Genomic DNA, 22645 nt, shown 5'->3' with positions numbered 1-22645 from the left:
TTAGTTGATTGGTTGAAAAAAAATCATTTTTATAACTTCATTAGCGCCTGCATTTCCTGTTGTAATTTCAACGCTTCTTCTCTAGCCTTTTCAGCAAAATTAGTTCCATTAGAAGCATAAATAATACCTCTGGAAGAGTTGATTAGCAAACCTACATTTTCACTCATTCCGTATTTGCAAACCTCCGCTAAACTTCCGCCTTGTGCGCCAACGCCAGGAACTAATAAGAAACTATTGGGAACAATTTTTCTGATTTCAGTGAAATATTCCGCTTTGGTTGCACCTACAACATACATTAGATTTTCTGAATTTTTCCAAGATTTAGATGTTTCCAAAACTACTTTGTATATTTCTTTTCCATCTACATTTTTTGTTTGGAAATCGAAAGCACCTTCATTAGAAGTTAAGGCTAATAAAATGGTGTGTTTGTTCTCAAATGCTAAAAAGGGTTCAACTGAATCTTTTCCCATATAAGGCGCTACAGTAACGGAGTCAAAATTTAAATCTTCTAAAAAAGCTTTGGCATACATGGAAGAAGTGTTCCCAATATCTCCGCGTTTAGCATCAGCAATGGTGAAAATTTCCGGATAGTTGGAGTTAATATAATTAATGGTTTTTTCTAACGATTGCCAACCTTTGATACCATAAGCTTCGTAAAAAGCTGTATTAGGCTTAAAAGAAACGCATAAATCGTGAGTAGCATCGATTATGGCTTTGTTGAATTCAAAAATGGGATCTTCCGTTTGCAGTAAATGTTGGGGTATTTTATTCAAATCAACATCTAAACCAATGCAAAGAAAGGATTTTTTGATTTCAATTTGGTCTTGGAGTTGTTGTGTTGTCAAAACGATATATTGTTTAATGTTAGTTGCTTGGCAAAGTTAATCCAAAGTTTTGGAAACGCAAAGCTAGTCTTTTACTTATAGGTGGGAATCATATAACTTTTAAACGATTATATGTAACACAATTTGATTGAGTAAGTTACACCTTTGTAAGAGTAAAAAAGACGAGTTAAAAAAACTTATTCATTCAAATATTAACTAAAAAAATAAAGATATGTCAAATTTATTATACACTATAGCTGTTGTGCTGGTTATTCTTTGGGCATTTGGCTTTTTCGTTTACAGTGCGGGTTCAATTATACACATTTTATTGGTAATTGCGGTAATTGCCATATTGTTTCGATTAATTAAAGGAAGAGAAATATAAATCATTAAAAATAAAATTATGAAAAATACTGATGTTGTTGTAGGTGTGTTAGGTGGATTAGCTGTTGGTGTCCTTTTGGGTGTGTTATTTGCTCCAGATAAAGGATGCAATACAAGAAAAAAAATAGCTCAAAAAGGAACTGATTTAAAAGATAATTTAAAAGGAAGTTTTGCTGATTTTATTGCTTCTGTTGAAGATCAATATTCCAATTTCACTTCCAATGCGGAAGATGTTATTGAAGAAGGAAAATCGAAATTAGAAAAAGTGGCCAACGAAATTAAAAAATAAAAGACAACAATGGAAAACCTAGCCACTGACATAGAGCTACTTTACAAAAAAGCAGAACAGTATTCAAAAACCAGTTTTGAATTACTACAATTAAACACAATTGACAAGATTTCTGATGTAATATCTTCATTATCAGTTGTGATTTCAATTTCTATTATAGTGGCTATGTTTACTTTGTTTATCAATATCGGTATTAGTCTTTACATCGGGAAATTGCTAAATGATTATGCCATGGGCTTTTTTATTATTTCTGGATTCTATTTTGTGTTGGGAATTATCGTATTTATTTTTAGAAAAACGCTAATTAAAATTCCAATTGACAATTTAATCGTTTCTAAGTTCTTGAAAAGCAGTTCTAATTCTGAAAAAAGTTCCAATTAATTCTAAAGTATTTCAACATGAAAACACTTAAACAAACGGATATACTTGACAATAAAATTGCTGCTTTAAAACTTAGACGCGATACCGAATTTATAGAACTGAAGGAGCAATATTTTGTGGTTCATCATTCTTTTACCATTACCAATATTGTACATCATGGCATTTCTGAATTTTACAATACAGCCACTAATAAAGACAATCTACTTTCTACAGTAACTAGTGTTCTAGGCGGATATTTATCAAAAAAAATAGTTGTAGGCGATTCAAATAATCCATTCAAACAAGTTTTAGGTTACGGAATTCAATTTGCTGTAACTAAATTATTATCAAAATTCACTAACAAATAAACAATCAAAAATGAAAAATTTAAAATTTTTAGTTATCACGCTTTTATCAGGTGTTGCACTACTTTCATGTAAAAATGAAAACCAAACCAATGCCGAAAAAGCAGTTGCAGATTATGAAAATTATGTAGACTCTATCAACAACATTGCTATATTAGATATAGAATCGAGATGGGACTATATTGAAAACGATTATCAATTGAGAAAATTAGCCACAGAAAATGCATTGGTAACAGTTGAAGACCGTGAAGATTTACAGGAAAAAGTTATACTATCTAATGAAAAATATGAGCTTTACAGAACCAATTATCTAGAACACCAAGAAAAAAATCAAAAGCCACAATTTAGAGCTACTTTATTTGGAAATGATAATATCGGAGATGACATTAGCTTTACTTGGGTTAATAAAGATAACATCTTGAGTGTTTTTGATAAATTTACCTCAACAGTAACAGAAAACAAAGATACGTACTCAAGAGAAGATTGGGATGAAATAAAAATGTTATATGAAGCATTAGGAACAAGAAAAAATACCGTTGAAAAAGAAGGTTTATCTAGTTCTGACAACATGAAAATTGCCTCAATAAAAGTTAAATTTGCTCCAATGCTTGCTATAAACAGAGCAGGAGAAAAATCAAAAGAAAACGCAGAAGCTAAAGAATAGTTACTACTCATTTTCTGGAAATAAAAACACCAAACTAGTTCGCTAGTTTGGTGTTTTTTTTGTTATTATTTAATCTTATTGGCGGCTATTAGAAAACTTCGTTCTCTTTTAGTTTTTCCATATTGTTCACCATTTGAAGTTCGTCAACAAACTTTTGAATTTTACCGTTCATTACACCATCCATATCAAAAACGTCTAAACCAATTCTATGATCGGTTACACGACCTTGCGAATAGTTATAGGTTCTAATTTTTGCCGAACGGTCACCAGAACTTACTTGCGAAGAACGTTTCGTTGCATCTTCCGCTTGTTTAATTGCTAATTCTTTTTCGTACAAACGCGAACGCAATACTTCCAATGCTTTATCTTTATTTTTATGTTGCGATTTTTGATCCTGACATTGCGCTACTAAACCTGTAGGAATGTGCGTTAAACGAACCGCAGACTTCGTAGTATTTACCGACTGACCACCAGGACCAGACGAACAGAAAAAGTCTACACGAACATCGTTCATGTCAATTTGTACATCAAACTCTTCTGCTTCTGGTAAAACCATTACCGTAGCAGCTGAAGTATGCACACGACCTTGTGTTTCCGTTTGAGGCACACGTTGTACACGGTGAACGCCTGCTTCAAATTTTAATGTACCATATACATCTTCTCCGGTTACTTCAAAAATAATTTCTTTGAAACCACCTGAAGTTCCTTCACTTACGTCTACTACAGAAGTTCTCCAACCGCGAGCTTCACAATATTTGGTATACATACGGAATAAATCACCTGCAAAAATAGAAGCTTCATCACCACCAGTACCCGCACGGATTTCCACCATTACGTTTTTCGCATCTTCTGGATCTTTAGGAATCAACATGAATTTGATTTCCTCTTCCAATTGTGGCAAACGCTCTTTGGCTTCTTCTAATTGCATTTTGGCCATTTCTACCATTTCAGCATCAGAACCGTCCGCAATAATTTCTTGAGCTTCTTTTATATTTCCGTCAAGAACGATATATTCTTCACGTTTTTCTACCAAACCTTTAAGGTCTTTGTATTCTTTATTTAGTTGTACATAACGCTTCTGATCAGCAATCACATCAGGCTGAATAATCAAATCTGAAATTTCGTCAAAACGTTGTTTTACATATTGTAATCTATCTAACATAACTGTTATTTATTTTGGAGTGCAAAGTTACAATTTTAGTTTAAAGTTTTAAAATTTAAGTTTCGAAACTTCGGTATAAAAGTTTGCAATTGAAAATCAACTTCTTACAAATATTATTTAAAATAAGTCTAAATAAATTTTGTAGATTAATTTCGACTTAATATTTTTGCTTCGTTATTTTAATTAAATCTAAATAAAATGTATAAAATAGTATTTACTTTAAGTTTACTTACTACTTTTTCTTATGCTCAAGAAAAAAAAGATACCATTAAACAATTAAAAGAAGTGATTGTTGAAGGTTTACATGAAAACAAGTACAAAAAAGAAAGCAGCGAAACGGTTGCCAAAATGCCTTTGAAAGACATTGAAAATCCGCAAGTGTACAACTCCATTCCTGCTAATTTGTTGAAAGAACAAGTGGTTACCAATTTCAATGATGCCTTGAAAAACGCAACTGGAGTAGCAAGATTATGGGAATCAACAGGAAGAAATGGTGATGGCGCTGAATATTACTCCATGAGAGGATTTTCTGTTCAACCTACCATGACAAATGGTTTACCTTCTTTAACCAACACCACTATTGACCCAATCAATATTGACAATATCGAGGTCATCAAAGGACCATCAGGAACCTTATTTGGAAGTAGTGTTATTTCCTATGGAGGATTAATTAATGTGGTAACCAAAAAACCATATCAAAACTTTGGTGGAGAAATTAGTTACAACAACGGAACATACGGAAGTAATCGTGTTACAGCTGATATCAATCTTCCTGTAAATGATAAAATGGCAGTTCGTGTGAACTCGGCTTATACCAATGAAGAATCGTTTCAAGATGCTGGGTTTTCAAATGCCTTTTTTATTGCGCCTTCAGTGAAGTATGAAGTAAACGACAAACTAACGTTTTTAGTAAATACCGAATTTTACAAAAATACATCTGCTAGACAAAGTATGATTTTCTTGAGTCGTTTCTCTCCACTTTCATTTGATTCAATGGAGTTATTTGATAGAAATTACAAAAACTCATTTACTTCTAATGATTTGACTATGGAAAATAGCAGTTTTAATATGCAAATGCAAGCGCTCTATAAACTTTCAAATAATTGGACATCACAAACCGTTTTATCAAAAAGTTCAACACGAACAAACGGTTACTACCACTATTTATGGGATTCGGCCAATGGTGATGAATTCACAAGATTTATTTCAAAAGCCAATGGAACATTCTACACGACAGATATCCAACAAAATTTTATTGGTGATTTCAAAATTGGAAACCTAAGAAATCGAATGGTTGTTGGTGTAGATTATTACAATTCAAGATTAATTAATGGCGGTTCAGGTTGGGTTGCAAATGGTGTTGTTTCACTAGTAAATGGAACTGACACTGGAATTTTAACACAAGCTGGAACTGATGCTCTTTTAACCGGAAATTTTGCTGGAAATACTGAAGCTACTCAAGAAATCATGAGTGTTTATGTTTCTGATGTATTGAATATTACCAACAAATTATCCGTAATGGCGAGTTTACGTTTGGATTATTTTGATGGAAAAGCTTCGCAATGGGACGCTGAAGAAACCAAAGGTCAAGTAGCTTTATCGCCAAAATTTGGTGCGGTATATCAAATTATTGAAAACAAAGTTTCGGTTTTTGGTAACTATATGAATGGTTTTCAAAATGTAGCTCCAAGAACAGTTGCTGATTTGGACGGTAGCAATCCAAGAATTAAAGAATTTGATCCAGAACAAGCCAATCAATATGAATTTGGTTTGAAAACAAGCTTGTACAAAGACATTATTTCTGCTTCGTTGAGCTATTATGACATCCGAGTGAAAGACCGCATAATTACTGATCCAAACAACATCAACAACGCTATTCAAGGTGGTGAAGTAGAAAGCAAAGGTGTTGAACTGAGCATCGTAGCAAGTCCGATTAAAGGATTAAACATTATTACTGGAATTAGCCACAACAAAGCAGAAGTTACCAAAGAAACGCCTGGCGAAGGTTACTTAGGATTACGTCCAGAAGAAGCAGGTCCGGAAACTTTAGTGAACTTTTGGGCAAATTACACCGTAACGGAAGGACAATTAAAAGGTTTCGGAATTGGTTTTGGTGGCAACTACGCTAGCGAATACAAAACGTTAAACAGAGCCAATACAGGAACTTTTGAATTACCAGCGTATACGATTTTAAACTCTGTACTTTCTTATGATGATGCTAAATTCAATGTTTCTTTGAAATTGAATAATATGTTGAATGAAAAATATTATTCGGGTTGGTCAACTGTGACACCACAACAATTAAGAAGTTTAATTGCAGGAATTACCTATAAATTTTAATGTGTTAGTTAACTAAACTCCTCATCTATTTGGGGAGTTTTCACCTTTTCTCTATGAACAACTTTAGTTTTAAAAAAAGTATTCGCAAGTTGCATCTTTGGCTCGGTTTATCAACGGGTTTAATCGTTTTTTTGATTTCGATTACTGGCGCTATTTATGTTTTTCAGGCAGAAATCACCAATTACCTTCGAAAAGACGCTATTCATCATTACGAAGAGAACATTTCTTCCAAAGAACCGCTTTCATTGAAAGTTTTAGAGCAAAAAGTGAATGCTCATACCAATGAAAAATATCCGATTCACTGGGTAACCGTTCCGATTGACAAAAGCCGAAGCTACATTTTTTATTACTACGAAAGAAATCCAGATGGTTGGAATTTCTACGAAGAATATGTGGTTTACAAATCGGTGTATGTGAATCCGTTTACGGGTGAAATTCGAGGTGTTTATGATGAAACATTAGACTTTTTCAACATCATCAAATCCATTCACTTCAGCTTTATGTTGAATACCGAATGGGGAACTTATGTGTGTGGCATTCCAACATTGATTTTCTTGTTCATGCTGATTTCAGGAATTATTTTGTGGTGGCCCAAAAATAAAAACGCCAGAAAACAACGCTTTGCATTCAATTGGAAAAACGTAAAAAGTTGGAAACGAAAAAACTACGATTTGCATAACATTTTAGGATTTTACGTAGCTTCTTTAGCTTTTGTAGTTGCTTTTACCGGATTGTTTTATGCGTTTTATTTCATTCAAGTGATTTTATACGTAGTATTTTCGGGTGGAAATACTACTTATCCTGATTTTTCGCACATTCAAACGAAAGCGCCAATTGAAATGCGTAACGAGCACACTTTGGATAAAATTGGGAAAAAAGTTGAAGCATTATATCCTGATGCATTTCAATACAGTTTGGATTTTGGTTACGAACATTTAGACGACCACGAACACCCGAATTATGATGTGTTTGTAAAGCAACTCTCCTACTCCTACCATGTGAATCACAGTTTGATTTTTGATGAAAATTCGGGAGAATTGTTGCACCAACATTCGCATCACGACAAAAACTTGGGCGAAAAAGCAGTCGCTGCGAATTACGATATTCACATTGGTGCTATTTTCGGAATTTGGAGCAAGATTTTAGCGCTGATTATTAGTTTAGTTTGTGCTTCATTACCAGTTACTGGATTTTTAATTTGGTGGGGAAAACGAAATAAAAAATAAAAGTATGTGTTGCAATTATTCCATTTTAAAACAAACTCAAAACGGCATGCTAATTTTCTTGAAAGGTTGTGGCAATTACCAATTAACCTTGAACAACCTCAACTTTAGCTTAACCGAGGAAGAATTAATTGCTTTTACAAATTATTTAAAACGCATTGATATCGACTATTGGGAAAAGGAATACCAACACTCGATTTATAAAAAGAAAATCCCAATTCCAACCTTGCAAAGCAATTTCATTATTCTCATTACTCGATTGGAGTTATATGAATTACTTTTACTTTTAAGCACCGAAAGTTCTAATGAAATGCTAAGTTATCACGATTTAAAAAATGGCATCTGTTGGAATTGATAAGAGAGCTCACTTAGGTGGGCTTTTTTTGTGTTTGAAATTGTAAATATTTTTTTATATTTGATTTTGTTTATAAAAAGTAAAATAAAAACACTCGAAACTTTTGCCAATCTTGCCAAAATGGTATAAAACTTGTCAGAAAGTTTCGCATATAAACCGTTGGTGGCAATTTTGCCCTAAAAGACGAAATCAATAACAATGAAAATATCAGATCAAATAATTTTAAGTATTGCGAAAATTTGCAAGGATAATCAATCTCCATTTGTTAAATTTTATAATGATGATTTAAAACCTGATGGACTTGCAGAAATTTGTATTTTTAATTTCTTTTATTCTTGGCTATTTATCAATGAAGAAAATCTGATAACTATGTCTGACGAAAATATCTTAAAACATCAACTCTACTGTTTGCGTTTTGTAAATGAAATTTCTGGAAGAAATTATGAGCCTTCTCAGTTTATCCCAATATTCCGAGATAGATATATTTCTTATATGGAAGAATTAGATAATTTTAAAGAAAATGGTGAATTCCCAAATAGTTTATTTATTAGATTATTTAAATATCCTTTACAGGAAGGATTTATTGGACATTTGAAAGCTGAAGATAATCCTGATGATTTTCATTTAGTAGATTCTTTTAATGCGGTATATAATTTCCATATAAACAAACTATTAACAGAATTAAAAAGTTTAATTTAAAAATTAACAAACAATGACTTGGATAATAATAATTACAATAATTGGAGTTATAATTTATTACTTTTTAAAAGACAGAGATAAAATGCTTGAAACCCAAGTTGACAATTTTGGTGGAATGAAAAGAAAGTATTCTTTATTAATAGAATGGTTAACAAGTGATCCAAAAGCTCGTATAACAAAAACAACAAGAGATCATATTGAAATTAGCTGTATTTATCCTTCAAGTATAACTAAGTTTTTAATAACTGAAAACTTTAATTTCGTAGAAATAGATTGGATTTCCAATCTTGGTGTTATGGGAAATCATAAATTAAATTGGAAATTTCCAAACAATACGCATCAAGAAAGTATAATTGAAAAAATTGGAACTGATTTACAGAACTACGAGAATAGTATATTTTAATAAAAACTATCACCAACAAACGTTTGGTGCAATTGCGAATTTTGTGGTGAATTCACGCTCACATTTCGCAAGAAATTTATAATTTAAAAGAGAATAATCAGTTCTGAAGTTCACAACTGACGCAAAGCACGGGAACGTTAACAGTAATTTTAAAACGACTCGAATAATATGAAAATTGACGAAAGAAAATTTCCGATTTTAGGTTGTATCGAAAACAACAAACTGACAAATAAAATTTTCGATATGCTTGACAATTCGGGTTATGACGAAAAAGGAATTTCAGACATTAAACGAAGTTTCAATTTTTTCTTTGGCAAACCTTTGCAGATAAATTACATATCCTCAACAATACACCAAAAAATTGCAGACACAAATAATTTTGTAAAAGCAAAATCACTATTATCTAATTCACCCAAAGCAACAGGACTCCTTTTACTTCCCGAAACAATTTTACCTGACTTTTCAAATATTCACAACTACGTAGGTGCTGACCCTAAAGATTATCCCATAAATGCAATTCTTTACAGTTGGTTATCTGCTAACAACCACGAGAGAATTTCAAATAAAAGCCAACTTGAAAACCTTCAACAAAAAATTAAGGCTGGTGAAAAACCACCTGCTGGTGCAGACTGGGACAGATTAATCCAAGACTTACAGGGCGGTGAAGACGAATGGGACGAAGAAAGTAGAACATTAATTATTATCCCAATTGACTGTAATAAAGTTACGCAAGGGACAGACCAATTTCATTTAATCAGTAATGACGAAATTTATGGTTGGGAATATAGCGACCAAGAAGGCAGGGCTTGGTATGGAAAGATTCACGATTACGTTATGTCATTCATACTTTTCTACAACTTTACAGAAGCAGAAACACATATTATCCACGGTGTTGACACTGGACAATCGAGACGTTTAAAATTGAATGATGAAAAATTTCTCAACGAAACTAAGAACAACATAGAAATTATAGACATAACTTATTTTACAAAACTTATTCGGACAGGTGAGTTTGGTGTTTCAGGTCATTTTAGAGTTCAGCATTTTGGTCCTGGACTAAGAGAAGCAAAAATTATATTTATTGACAACTATAAAAAAAGTGGTTACACTCGTGGTGCAAAAATTGACGACAAATGACAAGACAAAATACTGCAAACTGATGTTTTGTAAAACGTTAGTAGTAAGCATAAAAGATCGTACTTCGTGAACAATGACGTAGCAAGACAAACAAAAATAACAATGAACAATTTTACAACAGACAATAATTAAAAAAACATAACTATGCAAGCAAACTACGGAGAAAACGAAATAAAATTTCTACTTCAGAAAGTAAGAATTTTTAACCCAGATATTGGCACATATCAAATCTTTGCAATTACAGACAATTTTGATTATGCGGTTAAACTTTCCAACGGAAAGATTCTTCTCAAACTTGAAGAGTTGCAAGATGATGAGCGGGACGCTTTGATAGCAGAGCGTTTACAAGAAATTGCAAATCGCTTTGTTTCTTCAACTATTCCGACAACTTCGCAACAGCACACAACAACTGAATCCAAACAAGCAACTCCGCAGACACAGCCAGCAAAAAAGAAAAGCAGTATTGGTAAGACAATTTTAATTATAATCATTGTGATTATAGTAATAATAGGTGGACTGATTTTTATCAATAACACAAATCATAACAGTAGCGGTTATAATTCGGGCAGTTCCTATCAAGAGAAAGTTATGACAGTAGAAGAAATAGAGCGTTCACAACCGAAAAAATTTTTGTCAGCAAATGGAACATACAATGAAAACTTCTGGGGAAACAAAATTAAAATTCAAGGACGAATTAAAAATTCAGCAACAGTTGCAATTTACAAAGACGCAGTTATTAAAGTAACTTATTATTCCAAGACAAAGACGGTTTTGGGAAGTGAGAATTATACCATTTATGAAGTTTTTTCTCCACATTCAACGAAAAACTTTGAATTAAAAGTTACGAAGTATAAAAATGTTAATTCAATCGGTTTAGATATTGTTAATGCGATTGCTTATTGATACGACAGGCAGGATCCAATCTAATTCGAGCACGTCACAATCGTAAACACAAAGCAAAGCACAAGCAATGAAGAAAATAGATTTTAGAAAAAATCCCGAGTTATCTCGGGATTTTTTCTAAAATCTATTTTCTATCTTCTTACTTCTTAACCGGAATATTTTGTAAAATTTCCAAAACAAATTTCCAATATTTTTGAGCAGAAGAAATACTTGCTCTTTCATCTGGACTGTGAGCACCGTGAATCGTTGGTCCAAAAGAAATCATGTCCATTTTTGGGTAATTGGTTCCTAAAATTCCACATTCTAATCCAGCGTGACAAGCAACAACATTAGGTTTTGAACCGTTTTGTTTTTCGTAAATAGCGGTTAACACGTCTAAAATTTCTGAATTGGGATTAGGTGTCCAACCAGGATAACTTCCTGAAAAAGTCACTTCGCAACCCATTAATTCAAATGCTGAACGCAATGCATTTGCCAAATCAAACTTAGCAGTTTCCACCGAAGAACGCGTTAAACATTGGATGGTAAGATTTCCACCACCAACAGTTACTTTCGCAATATTATTAGAAGTTTCTACCAAATCAGCAAAATCAGCGCTCATTCTATAAACGCCGTTGTGTGCGGTATAAATCGCTCTCACCAAGTAAAATTGCGCCATTGAAGGCATCACCATTTTTGGTAAAGTAGCAGATTTCTCTATTGTAATTTCTAAATTGGGTTCTGTAGTTTTGAATTCCGCTTTGATTTCATTGGCAATTTGCATCATATCAAACACAAAAGCTTCATCGTAAATCGGAGCAATGACAACTTCTGCCACGCTTTCTCTTGGAATAGCATTGCGTAAACTCCCACCGTTTATAGTAGCAATTTGTAAACCAAAATCCTCATAACCCGTATACAACAAACGGTTCATGATTTTATTCGCATTCCCCAAACCTTTGTGAATATCCATTCCTGAATGTCCGCCTTTTAAGCCTTTCACCGTAATAGTATAACCAATAGAACCTTCTGGAGTGGGTTCTTCATCGTATTCTGCAACAGCTGTAACGTCTACTCCACCCGCACAACCGATATCGATTTCATCGTCTTCTTCCGTATCTAAATTCAATAATATTTCTCCATCAAGCATGCCGCCTTGTAAGCCCATGGCTCCTGTCATCCCAGTTTCTTCGTCAATCGTAAACAAAGCTTCAATTGCAGGATGCGGAATATCAGTACTTTCTAAAATTGCCATGATTGTAGCTACTCCTAAGCCGTTATCTGCACCAAGCGTAGTTCCTTTTGCACGAACCCAGTCGCCATCCACATACATTTCAATTCCTTGTGTATCGAAATCGAAATTGGTATCGTTATTTTTTTGGTGTACCATATCCAAATGCGATTGCATCACAATGGTTTTGCGGTTTTCCATTCCTGGTGTCGCCGGTTTTTTGATAATTACGTTACCAACTTCATCTTTAATGCTTGGCAATCCTAATTTTTGTCCAAAATCCATCATGAAAGCAATTACGCGCTCTTCTTTTTTTGATGGTCTTGGTACTGCATTTAAATCGGCAAATTTATTCCAAAGTGCTTTTGGCTCTAGATTTCTAATTTCTTGGCTCATTATTTTTTTGTTTCAGGTTTAAAGTTTGAGTTAACAAAGTTACAAAGTTTAATTTCTTTACAAATTGATTTGTGATTATATTTACATTTTTGAAAACTACTCATGAAAAGAAAATTTGTCCTTCCCTTATTTTTACTTATCCAAATCATCGTAGTGAAAACGATTGGTTTGTTTCCTGATTTTGTAGAAAATTGGTACAGCAAAGGCTTTTATCCAAAAGTGGGTTTTGTATCAAGAAAAATCTTTGGAAACTTGCCGTTTTCTTTTGGCGATGTGATTTATTTTATTCTGATTTTACTTTTATTCCGATGGATTTGGAAGCACCGAATCGGGTTTTTTAAAGAATGGAAAGCTAACGGATTGGCAATTTTGAGTTGGGTTTCGGTGTTTTACTTTTTCTTTCATTTGCTTTGGGGGATGAATTATTATCGTATTCCCTTGCATGAAAAATTGCAAATTGAAAAGGAATATTCCGTAGCACAATTGGAGGCATTTGTAGAAAAAATGATTGTAAAAACCAACGAATTGCAATTGCAAATTACCAAAAATGATTCCGTTGCCGTTGTGATTCCGTATTCGGATGAAGAAATTTACAACTTGGCTTTAGAAGGTTATAAAAAATTACCCAACGATTTAAAAGAATTTCATTACGAAGTAAAAAGCATTAAAAAGTCGTTGTTCAGTTATCCGTTGAGTTATATGGGTTTTGGTGGTTATTTGAATCCGTTTACCAATGAAGCCCAAGTCAATTATTTAAAGCCCAAATACACTTCACCCTTAACCACTTGTCACGAAATGGCGCATCAAACCGGAATTGGTAGTGAAAGTGAATGCAATTTCATCGGATTTATTGCCGCTGCTAAAAATGACGATTTGTATTTTCAGTATTCGGCCTATAGTTTTGCCTTACGATATGGCTTACGAAATTTGGAAAAAATTGAAGAAAACAGCTCCAATCCTTTTCTAGCCAAAATCAACAAAGGCGTTTTGAAGAACTTCGAAGAAAACGATATTTTTTGGAACCAATATCAAACGCCAATTAACACGTTTTTTGAATTTTTCTACGATAATTTCCTAAAAGCAAACCAACAAAAAGACGGCATGGAAGGCTATAGTAAGTTTGTAGGTTTGGCGATTGGGTATGAAGATAAGGGATTAGGGATTAGGGAATAGAAAATAGTTTACATCAAGCATTAACTCTTCTCTAATCCCTTGTAACTTTTCCCTTTCTAAGACTTAAACCTCGTCACTCGTAAAACTCACTTGATTTTTCTTCTTAAACGGACGAATAATTAATCGTGCTTCTCTGTCGAATCGGATGTAATTGTAAACCCAGTTTAAGAAAACAACGGCTTTATTTTTGAATCCAATTAGAGAGAATAAATGTACAAACATCCATACAAACCAAGCAAAAACACCGCTGAATTTGTATTTTGGTAAATCAACAACTGCTTTATTTCTTCCAATGGTTGCCATGGAACCTTTATCTTTGTAAACGAAGTTTTTAGGTTGTTTTTTCTGTATCAAACGAATCATGTTTTCAGCCAATAATCTTCCTTGCTGCATAGCGGGTTGTGCCATCATGGGATGTCCGTGAGGATAGTCCTCTGAAGTCATGGAAGCAATATCGCCAATAGCAAAAATGTTCTCATAACCTTCCACTTGATTAAACGCATTGACTTTAATTCTATTGACACGTGCCACCAAACTATCGGCTTTTAATCCGTGAGGCATTGCGCCTTGAACGCCAGCCGTCCAAATCACTGTTGCCGCATCAAAACTTAAATCGGAATCTGTGGTAACCATTTTCCCATCATAACTCATTACACGCACATTTTTCCAAATGCTAACCCCTAAATCCAATAGAAATTTTTCTGCTTTTTCTGATGCATTTTCACTCATGGCATCTAAAACGCGATCGCCACTTTGTACCAAATTGATTTCCATTTTGCGTAAATCCAAATCTGGATAATCTTTGGGAAGAATAGCTCTTTTCATTTCAGCTAAAGCTCCAGCTAACTCAACGCCTGTTGGCCCAGCACCAACAATCACAAAATTCATCAAACTGTGACGCTCGTTGATGTCATTGGTTAACAAAGCTTGTTCGAAATTCTCCAAAATCAAACTGCGAATGTTCAACGATTGTGGAATGGTTTTCATTGCCATGCTATTCGCTTCAATTTCTTTGTTGCCAAAGTAATTCGTTTTTGAACCTGTTGCAATGACTAGATAATCGTATTTGAGTTCACCAATATCAGCAATAATCGTATTGTTTTTGGCATCAATTTCTTTCACTTCTGCCAAACGAAAATAGAAATCGCGGTATTCTTGCACCACTTTTCTAATTGGGTAAGCAATAGAATCGGGTTCTAGACCGCCAGTTGCTACTTGGTACATCAAAGGTTGAAAATTATGGTAATTGTGTTTGTCTAACAAAACCACTTGAACGTTTTTATTTCTAAGTTTTTTGGCTAAGGAAATTCCAGCAAAACCACCACCAATAATAACAATTCTAGGAAAACTACAACGAGGAATATTCATATTTGAAAAATTGTTTTACAAATGTAGTAATTAAGATGTTAAAGTAAATGTAAAATTGGATTTTCGGATTTTAAGATTTTCAGAAGTTGGAACGCGGATGACACGGATTCTTCGAAACGCGAATGGCAACGGATTTTTTTGGAACACAGATTTAAAAAATTTAGAAATCTTTAAAATCTTTTGAACTTTAAAAGGAAATCAAATGCTTATTAAAAAACTTTTGATAATTTTTAGTTTCAGGTTTCAAGTTTTCGAACGGGGATAATAACAGTTTTTTTGTGGAACTTTGTGAAGAACTTCGTGGAACTTTGTGCTACAACAATTAACCTTGATTTTTGAACTTGAACTTGAACTTGAATTTTGAAATTAATTTTTCCTTATCCTTGTAACAATTTTAACATTTGTACTACTTATTAGCATGCGAACATCGGATGAAGCCCAATTTGTTGGGTTACTTAAAGAAAATCAAAATATCATTCACAAAATCTGTAGGCTTTACACTACGGACGAGGATTCGCATAAAGACTTGTTTCAAGAAATTACAATCCAACTATGGAAAGCGTATCCCAATTTTAGAGGCGATTCCAAATTTACTACTTGGGCTTATCGCGTGGGCTTGAATACAGCCATTACACTTTACAGAAAGAAGAAAAAAACTATTGACACCATTGAGTTTGATAGTTCGTTTCATAAAGTTAAAGAAGATGATTACAACTATGAAGAAGAAGAGCAATTGAAATTATTGTATGGCGCTGTTAGTGAACTAAACGATATTGAAAAAGCATTGGTTTTTTTATACTTAGAAGATAAAGATTACACCGAAATTTCTGCAACCTTAGGAATTAGCGAAGTGAATGCAAGAGTGAAGATGAATAGAGTAAAAGGTAAATTAAAAAAGATTTTAAATCCGTAAAACAATGGATGAATTAGAAATATTAAAACGCGATTGGAAGAAAAAAGAAAATTCTTTTAATCAGGTAAGCGAGAAAGAAATTTATGGCATGCTTCACAAGACATCGTCTTCGATAGTGAAGTGGATTTTAATAATCAGTATTTTAGAAATTCTGCTTTGGAGCAGCATTACCTTCTTTACTTCCGATGATGAGTATTTCAAAACCTTAGAAATGTATCATTTGAATACAATCATGCCGGTAATCACTTTTGTAAATTATGCCGTGATTCTAGTGTTTATTTATTTGTTTTATAAAAACTACAAAGCAATTAATACTACAGAAAGCGTAAAGGCATTGATGCAAAATATTCTAAAAACCAGAAAAACAGTAAAATATTATGTCGGATATAATATTGGAATGGCTGTATTTGGATTTGTTTTAGTATTTATTTTCCAATTTTTGTACGATCCAAACATTAGAAACATGATAGATAAAGTTTCCGAAAGTATGGATTCTAATTTGTTTATTTTACTCATTATAATGATTTACGCTGTAATAATTACCGTTTTTGTTGGAGTTATTTGGCTATTTTACAAATTACTGTATGGTATTTTAATGCGTAGATTACAAAAAAATTATAACGAATTATCAAAAATCGATTTTTAATTATGAAGAAAATTTTATTTTTAGTTTTTGGTTTATTTAGTATTTTCAACCAAGCGCAACCGCTTGAAAAAGCCTTGCTTTGGAAAATATCAGGAAATGGTTTAACACAACCTTCCTATTTATTCGGAACCATTCACGCTACTTGTGATGCTACTTTAGATGCTGCAACATTAAAAGCTTTGGAAGAAACCAAACAATTGTATCTAGAAATAGACATGGACGATCCGATGCTACAAATGCAAATGATGCAAGGTATGACCATGAAGAATGGCGTAACTATTTCAAGTTTGGTAAGTGAAGAAGAATTTGTAGTTATAGATGAATTTTTACAGAAAAACATTGGTATGTCGGCTAAAATGATTAATACTTTTAAGCCATTCATGTTGAATTCTATGTTACTTCCAAAATTACTAGATTGTGAATTTCAATCGGTAGAAATGGAATTGATGAAAGTAACCAAAGCGCAAAACGAAGAGGTTTACGGTTTAGAAACCATTGGAGACCAATTACAAGTTTTTGATAAAATTCCTTACCAAGATCAAGTAAATGAATTATTGAAAACAGCTAAAAGTGATTTGTCTAAAGAAAAAGAAGAAATGAAGAAAATCATGGACGTCTACAAAACCAAAGACATTGAAAAAATGCTAGTAGTTATGGACGAATCAGACAATACAATTTCTGCTGATAATAAAGATGTTTTATTGGTAAACCGTAATAGAAATTGGATTCCAGTAATTGAAAAAGTAATAAAAAGCACACCAACCTTTTTTGGTGTAGGAGCAGCTCATTTAGCTGGCGAGGACGGAGTAATCAAACTATTACGTAAGCAGGGCTATACAGTAGAAGCTGTAAAATAACAGTAAAACAAAAGGCTGATTCGTAAAAAATCAGCCTTTTTTGTTTAGTAACGCCACATGCGTTCTTTGTCTTCTTTTAATTTTTCTTCCAAAACTTCAGCTGGAATTACTTTTAAAAATGATGGATGTTGCTCAATCGCATACTCTATTTTTTCTACAATTTGTTCAATCGTATCATTTTCGTAGTCAATTTGCAAAGGTTCTTTAATCACAAACGACTGCAAAATGCCTTTTTTCTTAATTCGCAATCCTTTTCTATCAAAAGAACGACGGAAACCATCAATTACAATGGGTACCACAATAGGTTTGTGTTGCATGATAATATGAGCCGTTCCTTTTCTTACAGGCTTAAAAGAACGCGTAGTTCCTTGCGGAAACGTAATTACCCAACCGTCTTCTAAAGCAACTTTTATATTTTCAGTGTCGTTCGGATTTACATCGCGTTTCACATCTTCACCTTTAGCTCGCCAAGTTCGTTCTACAGTAATAGCGCCAGCGTACGCTAAAATTTTTGGCAATAACCCTTCAGTCATGGTTTCTTTGGCAGCCACATAATACATATTCAGCTTAGGTTGCCACAAATAACCCACATTTTTAATATTATTTTCTCTTCCTTTCAAACTAGCATTAAGCACGTGAAACATAGCCACAACATCTGCAAAATACGTTTGATGATTGGAAATAAATAAAACATTGGTATCTGGTAAATCTCTTATGATTTCAGAACCTTCAATTTTTAATTTATTAAAACCACGGTAACGCTTATGGGTAAATGCGCCCGCAATTCTAATTAACCATTTCTTCAAAAACAATATATGACCAAAAGGATTTCTTTTAAATAACCCCATTTTTTTCTTTTTTAAACAAGTTTGCAAATGTACTAAAATCAATACTTTTTCAAAGCGTTAATCTACAAAAGATAATTTTCTAACGAATGCCGCTTTTGATAGCTTCTTTCAGTTCACTCATCATCATAGCTGTTGCGCCCCAAACCACGTATTTTTCAACCATAAAAGCGGGAACTTCAATATCTACAGCATAAGAAGTTGTCATTTTTACATTGGTAATGGTTTTTTCATCCAAAAGTGTATGCAATGGAAACTCCAAAACTCGTTTTACTTCATCCAAATCAGGAATGAAAGTTAATTCATGTTCCGAAATTCCCATAAAAGGTGCTACCAAAAAATTACTTGGTGGAATGTAAATTTGACTGAACGGTTTGATTATTTCAACTTTTTCTGAAGAGACTCCTACTTCTTCGTGAGTTTCTCGCAATGCTGTTGCTGCTAAATCAATGTCCTCCTCCTCTACTTTTCCGCCAGGAAAGCCAATTTGCGAAGAATGAACACCTGGATATGAGTTTCTCACAATCAAAGCCAAATGCGTAACCTTATTTTTGGGATATAAAAGCATCAAAACTGCAGCTTGTCTTGGGTTTTTATCTTGATAATGTTCTTCTTTCAAATAAGAAATTCGTTCCAATGGAGCCATTTTTGCATGAGCATCTGTGGCTAGCAACTTTTCTTTTTCTATTTTTGGAACATATTTTATAAAATCGTGAAATAACATGGTAATAGACTTTTCAACTTCCTAAGTTAAATCATTTTTTTGAAATAAAATAAAAAAATAACAACTAAAATGTATAGTAAAGAAGAAGCTCAGCGTATTAAAAAAGAATTTTGGATTGCATTTGCCGAGACCTATCCTAGGAAATGGCTTTTGTATGATACCAAAATAAAAGATTTTACTTTCAAATTTTATATCGACAATAAAAAAGCAGAAGTGCTACTCGAAATTGAACCAAAAGATGAAGAAAAACGTATAATCTATTATGAAAAAATGGAATCTTTAAAGTCGATTGTATTGGAAGACTATTTACCTGAAGCCGTTTTTGAAAGAAATTACCATTTAGAAAACGGCAAAATTGTGAGTCGCATTTGGGTTACATTGGAACAAGTAAGTGTAAATAATCGTGCAACTTGGGAAACGGTTTTCGATTTTTTTGCCGAGCAAATGGATGCTTTTGAACGCTTTTTCTATGAATACCAAGACTATTTAAGTGATTTGGAAATAAACACGTAATAGTTTTGTCAATTCATTAACAGTTGTTACCAATACAAAAACGTACTTTTAAGATTCATAAAACAAAATGTTATGAAAAATTTTTTATTACTTGCTTTTGTATTCACACTACAAGCTTGTCAATCTCAAACCAAAGAAAAAATGAATTTAAAAGTCAACAAAACCGAACAAGAATGGAAAGCCCAACTCTCGCCAGTAGAATTTGAAATTCTGAGAAAAAAAGGCACCGAAAGAGCTTACACGGGCGAATATTGGGATCATTTTGAAAAAGGAAAATACGTTTGCGCCGGTTGTGAAGCCGAATTATTTGTATCGGATACCAAATTTGATTCGCATTGCGGTTGGCCATCATTTGACAAAGCCATTAAAGGCTCCGTGATTTACAAAGACGATTTGAGTTTTGGAATGGTTCGTACTGAAGTTATGTGTGCTAGTTGTGGTGGACATTTGGGTCACGTTTTTGATGATGGACCACGAGAAACTACTGGGAAACGCTATTGTACCAACTCGGTTTCTATCAAATTTATTCCTGCCAATCCAAAAAAATAAATCGATTTTGTACTTTGGGATGAAATTTTTCCTAATTTGCATGAAGATTTAGATTTGTATTTTTCATGCTCCAAAACAAAATAAAAAATAACTTTACTGAAATCATCGAAGTCTTACAACGGCTAGATGATTTCAGTTATACACAACCTTTTCCAATGCTTAGCAATGCAACCATTGGTGAGCACACGCGACACATTATTGAAATGTATCAATCGTTGATTCATTCCTATGAAATTGGCATTGTAAATTACGACAAACGAGCAAGAAACAAAACTATTGAAACCCACCGCACCTTCGCTATTGAGCAAATTGAAAAACTTCTTGCTACTATTGAAAAACCCAATAAATCATTGGTATTACAACAAGGAACAACCGAAATTACATTGGAAATTGAAACCAATTACGAACGCGAACTTTTATACAACTTAGAACATAGCATTCATCATCAAGCGTTAATTAAAGTCGCTTTATTGCAATTGCAATCCTTTGAAATTCCTGAGAATTTTGGCGTTGCACAATCTACAATTGTTTACAGAGAATCACAATGTGTACGTTAACTTTCATTGGAACTAAAAACGGGTATTGTTTAACATCCAATCGGGATGAAAAAGTGTCTCGTAGCAAAGCGACTCCTCCAAAAAAATACGAGATTAACGGTAAAACAATTACTTTCCCGAAAGACACAGCTGCTGGCGGCACTTGGGTTGCTCATGATGAACAAGCAATTTTGATTTTGTTAAATGGTGCCAATGAAAAACACATTTCAACAGGAAATTACAGAAAAAGTAGAGGATTAATTCTATTGGATTTAATTGGAAGTGATAACCCAATCGAGGAATGGAAAAACATTGATTTAGAAAATATAGAACCTTTTACAATCGTATATTTTGATGGTGAAATTTTAGTTCAATGGCAATGGAATTCCGTAGAAAAAACAACAAAAGAATTCAATAAAGAAGAACCGCATATTTGGTCTTCAGCCACTTTATACGAACCAGAAATTCGAGCAGAACGCGCCAATTGGTTTTCTCAATTTATTCAAGAAAAAAAAGATATTTCAGCTGATGAACTGCTTCATTTTCATCAATTTGAACAAGCAACGAATTCCGATTATGGTTTGCAAATCAACCGAAATAACATCTTGAAAACCGTGAGCATAACACAATGTATTTGGCAACCCAATGCCATTGAAATGCATTATTTGGATTTACTAGAATCATGAGAAAAACGAAATTACTTTGGCATAAAATCACACATTGGGAATATTGGCCGTATCAAATCGTATACTTGCCAGTGTATTTTCAATATGGCTATTATGCATTGCGAATGCGTTCTTTATTCTTTTTTAGTTTAGCCAATACTGGGTTTTCAAACGGTGGATTTTTTACTACTTCCAAAAAAGAAATTTACGATACCATTCCCAAAGAATATTATCCAAAAACCTTATTATTTCAGCCAAACACGGCATTTGAAACCATTTTAAAATCCATTCAAAAAGAAGAAATTTCGTTTCCAATTATTGTAAAACCTGATGTTGGACTTCGAGGAACAGCTGTAAAAAAAATTGAAACAGAGCAAGAATTAAAAAACACTTTATCTTCGATTTCATATTCCTTTTTAGTTCAAGAATTAGTTCCTTATTCCAATGAAATTGGCTTGTTTTATGTTAAATTACCCAATGAAAATCAGGGAAAAATCACAGGAATTGTTTCTAAAGAGTTTTTAACGGTTATTGGAAACGGAAAAAATACAATTCAAGAGTTGTTATTAAAAAATCCGCGATTTGCCTTTCAATTGGAAACCTTGGCTAAAAATCCAAAAATTAATTTAAATAGCATTCCAGTTGAAAATGAAAAAGTGACTTTAGTTCCTTTTGGGAATCATTGTAGAGGCGCAAAATTCATTGATGAAAGTCATTTAATTTCGGACGAACTAACGACAACTTTTAATTCCATTTGTAATCAAATAAAAGGTTTTAACTACGGTAGAATGGATATTATGTTCGATAATTTTTCCGATTTAGAAAATGGCAAACACTTCAAAATCATAGAAATCAATGGCGTAATAAGCGAACCAACACACATGTACGACCCCAAACATTCGCTATTTTTTGGTTGGAAAGAATTAATACGTCATTACAATTGTCTCTATAAAATTGCCAAATTTGAAGAAAAGAAAGGGAAAAAACCAATTGCGTATTCCATTGGTAAGAAAGAGTTTAAAAAGCATTTTGAGCATGTTAATCTGTTATCAAAATAAATGTGAATAAATTCCTAATTTATTTTCAAGCAACTTCTGTACTTTTCAAATTTTAAATTTATATTTGGAAAAATTTATTACTCC

At 33.1% G+C, this 22645-nt stretch carries 27 protein-coding genes; 21 read left to right on the top strand and 6 right to left on the bottom strand.

Going from position 1 to position 22645, the window contains the following annotated elements; all coding sequences use genetic code 11:
- Positions 1-29: 29 nt before the first annotated feature.
- Positions 30-845 carry an orotidine-5'-phosphate decarboxylase gene (gene pyrF / locus DPN68_RS11485; RefSeq protein ID WP_113989790.1) on the bottom strand — a complete coding sequence of 272 codons (816 nt, stop codon included), beginning with the start codon at positions 843-845 and terminating at the stop codon, positions 30-32.
- Between the two features lie 211 nt (positions 846-1056).
- On the opposite strand from pyrF, the gene DPN68_RS11480 reads away from it, so the two are divergent.
- The 5 genes from DPN68_RS11480 to DPN68_RS11460 are packed head-to-tail and all read left to right on the top strand — an operon-like array spanning position 1057 to position 2886.
- Entirely contained in the window at positions 1057-1209 is a 153-nt protein-coding gene (locus tag DPN68_RS11480; RefSeq protein WP_113989789.1) for a lmo0937 family membrane protein, read from the top strand.
- A gap of 18 nt (positions 1210-1227) precedes the next feature.
- The gene (locus DPN68_RS11475) at positions 1228-1497 is read left to right on the top strand and encodes a YtxH domain-containing protein (protein ID WP_113989788.1); all 270 of its coding nucleotides are present in this window, start codon (positions 1228-1230) and stop codon (positions 1495-1497) included.
- Positions 1498-1506: 9 nt separating this feature from the next.
- Positions 1507-1878 (top strand): hypothetical protein, encoded by a 372-nt coding sequence (locus tag DPN68_RS11470; RefSeq protein WP_113989787.1) that lies wholly within the window; start codon positions 1507-1509, stop codon positions 1876-1878.
- A gap of 17 nt (positions 1879-1895) precedes the next feature.
- Positions 1896-2225 carry a hypothetical protein gene (locus DPN68_RS11465; protein WP_113989786.1) on the top strand — a complete coding sequence of 110 codons (330 nt, stop codon included), beginning with the start codon at positions 1896-1898 and terminating at the stop codon, positions 2223-2225.
- Positions 2226-2235: 10 nt separating this feature from the next.
- Positions 2236-2886, top strand: coding sequence for a hypothetical protein (locus DPN68_RS11460; RefSeq protein WP_113989785.1), 651 nt, complete (start codon positions 2236-2238; stop codon positions 2884-2886).
- An 88-nt stretch (positions 2887-2974) separates the two neighbouring features.
- On the opposite strand, the gene prfA is transcribed toward DPN68_RS11460, so the two are convergent.
- On the bottom strand, positions 2975-4048 hold the full coding sequence (prfA, locus tag DPN68_RS11455) for a peptide chain release factor 1 (RefSeq protein WP_113989784.1): 1074 nt from the start codon (positions 4046-4048) through the stop codon (positions 2975-2977).
- Positions 4049-4246: 198 nt separating this feature from the next.
- Between prfA and DPN68_RS11450 the strand changes: the two genes are divergently transcribed.
- The 7 genes from DPN68_RS11450 (at position 4247) to DPN68_RS11420 (ending at position 11108) form a co-directional block, all read left to right on the top strand.
- Entirely contained in the window at positions 4247-6388 is a 2142-nt protein-coding gene (locus DPN68_RS11450) for a TonB-dependent siderophore receptor (protein ID WP_113989783.1), read from the top strand.
- Positions 6389-6441: 53 nt separating this feature from the next.
- A complete protein-coding gene (locus tag DPN68_RS11445; RefSeq protein ID WP_113989782.1) occupies positions 6442-7614 on the top strand; it encodes a PepSY-associated TM helix domain-containing protein in 1173 nt (390 codons plus the stop codon).
- A 4-nt stretch (positions 7615-7618) separates the two neighbouring features.
- The gene (locus tag DPN68_RS11440) at positions 7619-7966 is read left to right on the top strand and encodes a DUF6686 family protein (RefSeq protein ID WP_162298417.1); all 348 of its coding nucleotides are present in this window, start codon (positions 7619-7621) and stop codon (positions 7964-7966) included.
- Positions 7967-8164: 198 nt separating this feature from the next.
- Positions 8165-8665, top strand: coding sequence for a hypothetical protein (locus tag DPN68_RS11435; RefSeq protein ID WP_113989781.1), 501 nt, complete (start codon positions 8165-8167; stop codon positions 8663-8665).
- Positions 8666-8678: 13 nt separating this feature from the next.
- The gene (locus tag DPN68_RS11430; protein WP_133256599.1) at positions 8679-9068 is read left to right on the top strand and encodes a hypothetical protein; all 390 of its coding nucleotides are present in this window, start codon (positions 8679-8681) and stop codon (positions 9066-9068) included.
- A 168-nt stretch (positions 9069-9236) separates the two neighbouring features.
- A complete protein-coding gene (locus tag DPN68_RS11425) occupies positions 9237-10205 on the top strand; it encodes a hypothetical protein (RefSeq protein ID WP_113989779.1) in 969 nt (322 codons plus the stop codon).
- Positions 10206-10349: 144 nt separating this feature from the next.
- Positions 10350-11108: a hypothetical protein gene (locus tag DPN68_RS11420; protein ID WP_113989778.1), complete on the top strand. Its 759-nt coding sequence runs from the start codon at positions 10350-10352 to the stop codon at positions 11106-11108.
- Between the two features lie 139 nt (positions 11109-11247).
- Here DPN68_RS11420 and DPN68_RS11415 read toward each other — a convergent pair whose 3' ends face one another.
- Positions 11248-12714, bottom strand: coding sequence for an aminoacyl-histidine dipeptidase (locus tag DPN68_RS11415; protein ID WP_113989777.1), 1467 nt, complete (start codon positions 12712-12714; stop codon positions 11248-11250).
- 102 nt (positions 12715-12816) lie between these two features.
- Between DPN68_RS11415 and DPN68_RS11410 the strand changes: the two genes are divergently transcribed.
- Complete coding sequence (locus tag DPN68_RS11410; RefSeq protein WP_164496746.1) at positions 12817-13887, top strand: DUF3810 domain-containing protein; 1071 nt, start codon at positions 12817-12819, stop codon at positions 13885-13887.
- Positions 13888-13950: 63 nt separating this feature from the next.
- Here DPN68_RS11410 and DPN68_RS11405 read toward each other — a convergent pair whose 3' ends face one another.
- Positions 13951-15255 carry an NAD(P)/FAD-dependent oxidoreductase gene (locus tag DPN68_RS11405; protein ID WP_113989776.1) on the bottom strand — a complete coding sequence of 435 codons (1305 nt, stop codon included), beginning with the start codon at positions 15253-15255 and terminating at the stop codon, positions 13951-13953.
- A gap of 418 nt (positions 15256-15673) precedes the next feature.
- On the opposite strand from DPN68_RS11405, the gene DPN68_RS11400 reads away from it, so the two are divergent.
- Genes DPN68_RS11400 through DPN68_RS11390 form a run of 3 tightly spaced genes read left to right on the top strand, consistent with a single transcriptional unit; the run spans position 15674 to position 17671 of the window.
- Positions 15674-16168, top strand: coding sequence for an RNA polymerase sigma factor (locus tag DPN68_RS11400; protein ID WP_113989775.1), 495 nt, complete (start codon positions 15674-15676; stop codon positions 16166-16168).
- 4 nt (positions 16169-16172) lie between these two features.
- Positions 16173-16814, top strand: coding sequence for an ABC transporter ATP-binding protein (locus tag DPN68_RS11395; protein WP_113989774.1), 642 nt, complete (start codon positions 16173-16175; stop codon positions 16812-16814).
- Positions 16815-16816: 2 nt separating this feature from the next.
- Positions 16817-17671: a TraB/GumN family protein gene (locus DPN68_RS11390; protein ID WP_113989773.1), complete on the top strand. Its 855-nt coding sequence runs from the start codon at positions 16817-16819 to the stop codon at positions 17669-17671.
- Between the two features lie 44 nt (positions 17672-17715).
- Here the strand turns inward: DPN68_RS11390 and DPN68_RS11385 are convergent, their stop codons facing one another.
- Both DPN68_RS11385 and DPN68_RS11380 read right to left on the bottom strand, forming a co-directional pair.
- Positions 17716-18519, bottom strand: a complete 804-nt coding sequence (locus DPN68_RS11385) for a lysophospholipid acyltransferase family protein (RefSeq protein ID WP_113989772.1) — start codon at positions 18517-18519, stop codon at positions 17716-17718.
- Positions 18520-18598: 79 nt separating this feature from the next.
- Entirely contained in the window at positions 18599-19240 is a 642-nt protein-coding gene (locus DPN68_RS11380) for an NUDIX hydrolase (protein ID WP_113989771.1), read from the bottom strand.
- 69 nt (positions 19241-19309) lie between these two features.
- Here DPN68_RS11380 and DPN68_RS11375 point away from each other — a divergent pair, with 69 nt between their 5' ends.
- The 5 genes from DPN68_RS11375 (at position 19310) to DPN68_RS11355 (ending at position 22561) form a co-directional block, all read left to right on the top strand.
- Complete coding sequence (locus DPN68_RS11375; protein WP_113989770.1) at positions 19310-19753, top strand: DUF4268 domain-containing protein; 444 nt, start codon at positions 19310-19312, stop codon at positions 19751-19753.
- A 72-nt stretch (positions 19754-19825) separates the two neighbouring features.
- A complete protein-coding gene (gene msrB / locus DPN68_RS11370) occupies positions 19826-20302 on the top strand; it encodes a peptide-methionine (R)-S-oxide reductase MsrB (RefSeq protein ID WP_113989769.1) in 477 nt (158 codons plus the stop codon).
- A 65-nt stretch (positions 20303-20367) separates the two neighbouring features.
- A complete protein-coding gene (locus DPN68_RS11365; protein WP_113989768.1) occupies positions 20368-20859 on the top strand; it encodes a DinB family protein in 492 nt (163 codons plus the stop codon).
- A complete protein-coding gene (locus DPN68_RS11360; RefSeq protein ID WP_113989767.1) occupies positions 20847-21524 on the top strand; it encodes an NRDE family protein in 678 nt (225 codons plus the stop codon). The genes DPN68_RS11365 and DPN68_RS11360 overlap by 13 nt, the downstream gene beginning before the upstream one ends.
- Positions 21521-22561 carry an ATP-grasp domain-containing protein gene (locus DPN68_RS11355; protein WP_113989766.1) on the top strand — a complete coding sequence of 347 codons (1041 nt, stop codon included), beginning with the start codon at positions 21521-21523 and terminating at the stop codon, positions 22559-22561. Before DPN68_RS11360 ends, DPN68_RS11355 begins: the two co-directional genes overlap by 4 nt.
- Positions 22562-22645: the final 84 nt, after the last annotated feature.

This window comes from Flavobacterium tibetense (assembly GCF_003293845.1).
In the GTDB taxonomy this organism is placed as follows: domain Bacteria; phylum Bacteroidota; class Bacteroidia; order Flavobacteriales; family Flavobacteriaceae; genus Flavobacterium; species Flavobacterium tibetense.
Note: the sequence above shows the minus strand (reverse complement) of the source record. Positions and strands in the feature narration are given on the sequence as shown.

Bases quoted from the DNA above. Each gene is read 5' to 3' on its own strand.
- DPN68_RS11480 (WP_113989789.1), top strand. From the start codon at position 1,057: ATGTCAAATTTATTATACACTATAGCTGTTGTGCTGGTTATTCTTTGG.
- DPN68_RS11475 (WP_113989788.1), top strand. From the start codon at position 1,228: ATGAAAAATACTGATGTTGTTGTAGGTGTGTTAGGTGGATTAGCTGTT.
- DPN68_RS11470 (WP_113989787.1), top strand. From the start codon at position 1,507: ATGGAAAACCTAGCCACTGACATAGAGCTACTTTACAAAAAAGCAGAA.
- DPN68_RS11465 (WP_113989786.1), top strand. From the start codon at position 1,896: ATGAAAACACTTAAACAAACGGATATACTTGACAATAAAATTGCTGCT.
- DPN68_RS11460 (WP_113989785.1), top strand. From the start codon at position 2,236: ATGAAAAATTTAAAATTTTTAGTTATCACGCTTTTATCAGGTGTTGCA.
- prfA (WP_113989784.1), bottom strand. From the start codon at position 4,048: ATGTTAGATAGATTACAATATGTAAAACAACGTTTTGACGAAATTTCA.
- DPN68_RS11450 (WP_113989783.1), top strand. From the start codon at position 4,247: ATGTATAAAATAGTATTTACTTTAAGTTTACTTACTACTTTTTCTTAT.
- DPN68_RS11445 (WP_113989782.1), top strand. From the start codon at position 6,442: ATGAACAACTTTAGTTTTAAAAAAAGTATTCGCAAGTTGCATCTTTGG.
- DPN68_RS11440 (WP_162298417.1), top strand. From the start codon at position 7,619: ATGTGTTGCAATTATTCCATTTTAAAACAAACTCAAAACGGCATGCTA.
- DPN68_RS11435 (WP_113989781.1), top strand. From the start codon at position 8,165: ATGAAAATATCAGATCAAATAATTTTAAGTATTGCGAAAATTTGCAAG.
- DPN68_RS11430 (WP_133256599.1), top strand. From the start codon at position 8,679: ATGACTTGGATAATAATAATTACAATAATTGGAGTTATAATTTATTAC.
- DPN68_RS11425 (WP_113989779.1), top strand. From the start codon at position 9,237: ATGAAAATTGACGAAAGAAAATTTCCGATTTTAGGTTGTATCGAAAAC.
- DPN68_RS11420 (WP_113989778.1), top strand. From the start codon at position 10,350: ATGCAAGCAAACTACGGAGAAAACGAAATAAAATTTCTACTTCAGAAA.
- DPN68_RS11415 (WP_113989777.1), bottom strand. From the start codon at position 12,714: ATGAGCCAAGAAATTAGAAATCTAGAGCCAAAAGCACTTTGGAATAAA.
- DPN68_RS11410 (WP_164496746.1), top strand. From the start codon at position 12,817: ATGAAAAGAAAATTTGTCCTTCCCTTATTTTTACTTATCCAAATCATC.
- DPN68_RS11405 (WP_113989776.1), bottom strand. From the start codon at position 15,255: ATGAATATTCCTCGTTGTAGTTTTCCTAGAATTGTTATTATTGGTGGT.
- DPN68_RS11400 (WP_113989775.1), top strand. From the start codon at position 15,674: ATGCGAACATCGGATGAAGCCCAATTTGTTGGGTTACTTAAAGAAAAT.
- DPN68_RS11395 (WP_113989774.1), top strand. From the start codon at position 16,173: ATGGATGAATTAGAAATATTAAAACGCGATTGGAAGAAAAAAGAAAAT.
- DPN68_RS11390 (WP_113989773.1), top strand. From the start codon at position 16,817: ATGAAGAAAATTTTATTTTTAGTTTTTGGTTTATTTAGTATTTTCAAC.
- DPN68_RS11385 (WP_113989772.1), bottom strand. From the start codon at position 18,519: ATGGGGTTATTTAAAAGAAATCCTTTTGGTCATATATTGTTTTTGAAG.
- DPN68_RS11380 (WP_113989771.1), bottom strand. From the start codon at position 19,240: ATGTTATTTCACGATTTTATAAAATATGTTCCAAAAATAGAAAAAGAA.
- DPN68_RS11375 (WP_113989770.1), top strand. From the start codon at position 19,310: ATGTATAGTAAAGAAGAAGCTCAGCGTATTAAAAAAGAATTTTGGATT.
- msrB (WP_113989769.1), top strand. From the start codon at position 19,826: ATGAAAAATTTTTTATTACTTGCTTTTGTATTCACACTACAAGCTTGT.
- DPN68_RS11365 (WP_113989768.1), top strand. From the start codon at position 20,368: ATGCTCCAAAACAAAATAAAAAATAACTTTACTGAAATCATCGAAGTC.
- DPN68_RS11360 (WP_113989767.1), top strand. From the start codon at position 20,847: ATGTGTACGTTAACTTTCATTGGAACTAAAAACGGGTATTGTTTAACA.
- DPN68_RS11355 (WP_113989766.1), top strand. From the start codon at position 21,521: ATGAGAAAAACGAAATTACTTTGGCATAAAATCACACATTGGGAATAT.